Genomic DNA, 4,221 nt, shown 5'->3' on the forward strand with positions numbered 1-4,221 from the left:
CCCTTTTGATTTTCTGCTTATGCGTGTCGTGTCTATCAGGGCGTCTCCGCATTTGAACACTTTCCTGTGGGGAAACGGCAAGTTTCCTCGGGCTGCGTCCTGTGGGATCTCGTCTACTTCCTTCTCCCACGGGAGTCTCCCCCTTCCCCATCATCGCACATAAAAGTCTCGAAACTGAGTCTTCATCAATCGGGAGCTTTAATGGAGTAAGAAAAAGGGGACTTCCCAAAGTGGAAAGTCCCTAGTGAAGTTAAATTACCTGTTCAAACTTTTGCAAGATCATTCATTATTTTTTGTACAAAATCTCTTTCTTCTTCTGTTAGAGAGACGAGAGGTAAGCGTACTCCACCTGTATCAAGACCTTTTATTTGCAGGGCAGCTTTTACAGGAGTTGGTGATGGAGCACTGAACATTCCGTTGAAGATAGGAAGTAATTTACGATGGAGGGATGCTGCTTCTTTCACTTTTCCTGAATCATAAAGGGAGAGCATTTCTTGCATTTCTTTTCCGATGACATGTGCGGAGACCGATATTATTCCGTTCGCGCCTATAAGATAGGCTGGAAGGGTTAAGTTGTCATCTCCGCTGTATAAACTGAAGGAATCATCTGTGTACTGAATGATTCGTGCCATACTGTCCAAGTCGCCTGTAGCCTCTTTGACAGAAACAATATTTGGAATTTTAGATAATTCGATAATTGTTTCCGGCACTATTCTTACAATAGAACGTCCCGGCACATTGTAGATCATCACTGGAATACGTAAGGATGCGGCGATCGCTTTAAAGTGTTCATACAGTCCTTTTTGGTTAGGTTTATTATAATACGGTGCGACAAGCATTACTGCGTCTACACCTGCATCTTCTGCTTTGTTCGCAAGCTTGATGGATGCTTCTGTGTTGTTGCTTCCTGCCCCGGCAACGACGGGGACGCGACCATTAACGGTTTTAACCACATGTTTCCAGAGTGCAATTTTTTCCTCTACAGTTAATGTTGGAGATTCACCAGTTGTTCCGGTTACCACCAAACCGTCAGATCCATTTGCGAGCAAATATTCAACAAGGGTTGTCGTTTTATTAAAATCAACATTTCCATGGCTGTCAAAAGGGGTAACCATGGCTGTTAAGACTTTCCCGAAATTCATCTGAGTGTTTCCCCTTTCAAAACTTCCTTATTCAATTCAAAAGCATCGTGGAGGGCATTTACAGCCTGAACGAGGTCCGTTTCCTTTATTAGTACCCAAATGGTGGTGTGGGAATCGGCCGACTGAAGAATTTGTATACCGGCATCCGTTAAAGATTGAACGATTTTCGCTGTTACTCCTGGTAATCCAGTAATTCCAGCACCTACTGTGGACACTTTTGCACAACCTTCTTTGATCTCTGGTTCGTAACCAAGGTCTTTTAAAATACGGGAAGCTTTTTCAGTGTAAATATAATCAATTGTGTAGATAACACCACTAGGAGATATATTGATGAAGTCGACTGAAATGTTAGCGGAAGCCATGGATTTGAATACGTCGGATTGTAGCTTTGAGGGGTCTTCTTTGGATTGAACTTTTATCTGAGTGAGACCGAGCATATGGGCAATTCCCGTTACGGTGCGATCAGAAATATCTTTTCCGAGGTTCTTTTCTTTCGTTCCAGATACTAAGGTACCTGGCAGATCAGAATAAGTGGACCGGACTCGAATCGGAACTTTTGCATGCATAGCGATTTCAACTGCACGAGGATGTATGACTTTTGCTCCCTGGTATGCAAGGTTACAAATTTCATTGTAGGTTATAACATTGAGGGGACGCGCGGACTGGACTAACCTCGGGTCCGCCGTCATGATTCCCTCTACATCAGTAAAGATATCGATATATTCAGCAGAAAGCGCAGCTCCTAATGCTGCTGCAGACGTATCACTTCCTCCACGACCGATCGTTGTCGTATCTCCTCGTTCCGTTTGACCTTGGAATCCGGCTACGACCACGACATCCACGGTTTCCAGCTCCTGCATGATTCTCATCGGATTCATGCGAATGATTCTAGCTCTTGTGAAATCATCTGTAGTCAGAAATCCAGCTTGAGCGCCTGAAAGAGATACTGAAGAGACGCCTTCTCTAGAAAGTTCATGAGAAAAAATAATCGAAGAGATCGTCTCTCCGCAGGACATCAGCAGGTCTTGCTCTCTTGGAGATACGTTCATATTTGGGTAATCGATGAGTCCAAGTAAGGTATCTGTCGCATATGGACTCCCCTTCCTCCCCATTGCTGATACAGTGACGACCACTTTATAGCCTTCACTTAAAGCTTTTTTTACATGAGTAATCGCCCGAGACCTGCTTTCAGCATCCCGGACGGAGGTTCCACCAAACTTTTGAACAAGTAGCTTCATTGGGCCACCTCTACTTATCATAAGTTTTACAACCACTGATTAGCGATGATTCGTTCTGCAATTTGGACCGAGTTCCAGGCAGCACCTTTCAGTAAGTTGTCAGAGACAACCCATAAATGGAATCCGTGTTTGTTGTCCAAGTCTTTCCGGACACGCCCGACAAATACATCTCGTTTGCCAGCAGAACTGAGCGGAGTCGGATATTTTTGACTTGAAGGATCATCTTCGAGAACGATTCCAGGCGCTTGCGCTAACAACTGTTTTACTTCTTCTACCGTAACCTCATCTTTCTCTACTTCAATATATACACTTTCTGCGTGAGAAGTGAAGAATGGCAGACGAACGCATGTGGCTGCTACAGAAAGATCTGGCATGTGCATGATTTTTTTCGTTTCGTTAATCATTTTCATTTCTTCAAACGTGTATCCATTCTCCTGAAATACATCGATTTGAGGAAGAGCGTTGAAAGCAATCGGGTAATGTTTTTCGTCTCCTTTTACAGGAAGGATGGTCGCATCCAGTTCTTCTCCATTAAGGAACGCCTGTGACTGTTCCCTCAGCTCATCTGCAGCTTCATTACCTGCACCAGAAACGGCCTGGTAAGTAGATACAATCACCCGTTTCATTCCTAAGGCTGCACGTAAAGGTTCAAGGGCAGCAACCATTTGTATGGTTGAACAGTTTGGATTAGCGATAATTCCCTGATGCTTCTTAATATCTTCTTCATTCACTTCTGGAACGACCAGGGGTACATCTTGAGCCATACGGTAAGCACTAGTATTATCAATGACAACAGCGCCACGTTTAACCGCTTCTGGGGCGAATTTTTTTGAAACTGATCCTCCTGCTGAAAATAGAGCAATATCCACGCCTTCAAAGCTCTCAGGTGAAGCTTCCTCGACGACATATTCCTTCCCTTTGTATGTCAGCTTCGCTCCAGCCGACCGACTGGAGGAAAGTAGCTTCAATTGGTTGATAGGAAAATCACGATCTTCAAGCGTTTCTAGCATTTTTTGACCAACGGCTCCTGTGGCACCAACCACAGCAACGTTGTAAGTGTTCTTGTGACTCATTTGAGTATCCCCTTTCTCATATGATTGTTGTAAGAATAGTAAGACATGTCACTATTTTCGTTATTCTATCATACTTCTGAACGAATCTGGTATGAAAAATTGAATTAACTCTGATAACGTTCGATAAGAACAGGCTGGAGTTGGATTCCTTGAATCGCAAACTCAATAGTTTTAGGGATAAGAGTCATATCTGCCACAAGAGAATTTGGCTTTTTAAATGGATGGTCTTGACCTAGTGGAACAAAAAAGATGTTCTTTGTGGACATCAATTTCATGATATTTACACCGTTTAAGCCTAAAGCATCATTAGTAGAAACAGCAACAACCACTGGACTGCTATTACGAAGGGTCGCTTTTGCAGCCATGAGAACAGGAGAATCTGTAAGCGCATTGGCAAACTTACTCGTAGAATTCCCTGTCATTGGTGCTATTACCATACAGTCAAGCGGACGTTTTGGTCCTAAGGGTTCAGCATCAGGTATCGTCATGATCGGCTCTTCTCCAGTAATTTCCTTAATTTTCTTCAAATGATCTGCCGCATCTCCAAATCGGGTATCTGTCTTCTGAACCGTATAAGACAATATAGGGATGACAGTCGCCCCCATGTCAACCAATTCCTGCATGATCGGAAAAACTTCGTCATAGGTACAGTGTGATCCTGTAAGTCCAAAACCAATTACTTTTCCTCTTAGTTTACTCATGTTCGGTCTCCTTTCTAACCTGGCTTACCAACAAATGTGAAACAACATCGGCGATAATTTTACCCGC

At 43.4% G+C, this 4,221-nt stretch carries 4 protein-coding genes; all 4 read right to left on the minus strand.

Features of this window, described 5'->3' with window-relative positions; all coding sequences use genetic code 11:
* Nucleotides 1–263 precede the first annotated feature (263 nt).
* Nucleotides 264–1,142 carry a 4-hydroxy-tetrahydrodipicolinate synthase gene (gene dapA, locus LD39_RS07815; protein ID WP_035544880.1) on the minus strand — a complete coding sequence of 293 codons (879 nt, stop codon included), beginning with the start codon at nucleotides 1,140–1,142 and terminating at the stop codon, nucleotides 264–266.
* Entirely contained in the window at nucleotides 1,139–2,380 is a 1,242-nt protein-coding gene (gene dapG, locus LD39_RS07820; RefSeq protein WP_035544882.1) for an aspartate kinase, read from the minus strand. Before dapG ends, dapA begins: the two co-directional genes overlap by 4 nt.
* Before the next feature lie 26 nt (nucleotides 2,381–2,406).
* Nucleotides 2,407–3,453, minus strand: a complete 1,047-nt coding sequence (gene asd / locus LD39_RS07825) for an aspartate-semialdehyde dehydrogenase (RefSeq protein ID WP_035544884.1) — start codon at nucleotides 3,451–3,453, stop codon at nucleotides 2,407–2,409.
* Between the two features lie 104 nt (nucleotides 3,454–3,557).
* Nucleotides 3,558–4,154: a dipicolinate synthase subunit B gene (locus LD39_RS07830; protein WP_035544885.1), complete on the minus strand. Its 597-nt coding sequence runs from the start codon at nucleotides 4,152–4,154 to the stop codon at nucleotides 3,558–3,560.
* Nucleotides 4,155–4,221: the final 67 nt, after the last annotated feature.

The sequence above is a fragment of the Halobacillus sp. BBL2006 genome, from assembly GCF_000786645.1.
Taxonomy (GTDB): domain Bacteria; phylum Bacillota; class Bacilli; order Bacillales; family Halobacillaceae; genus Halobacillus.

What these genes read in the sequence shown, in the direction of transcription:
- dapA (WP_035544880.1), bottom strand. Translation starts at nt 1,142, where the DNA reads ATGAATTTCGGGAAAGTCTTAACAGCCATGGTTACCCCTTTTGACAGC.
- asd (WP_035544884.1), bottom strand. Translation starts at nt 3,453, where the DNA reads ATGAGTCACAAGAACACTTACAACGTTGCTGTGGTTGGTGCCACAGGA.
- LD39_RS07830 (WP_035544885.1), bottom strand. Translation starts at nt 4,154, where the DNA reads ATGAGTAAACTAAGAGGAAAAGTAATTGGTTTTGGACTTACAGGATCA.
- dapG (WP_035544882.1), bottom strand. Translation starts at nt 2,380, where the DNA reads ATGAAGCTACTTGTTCAAAAGTTTGGTGGAACCTCCGTCCGGGATGCT.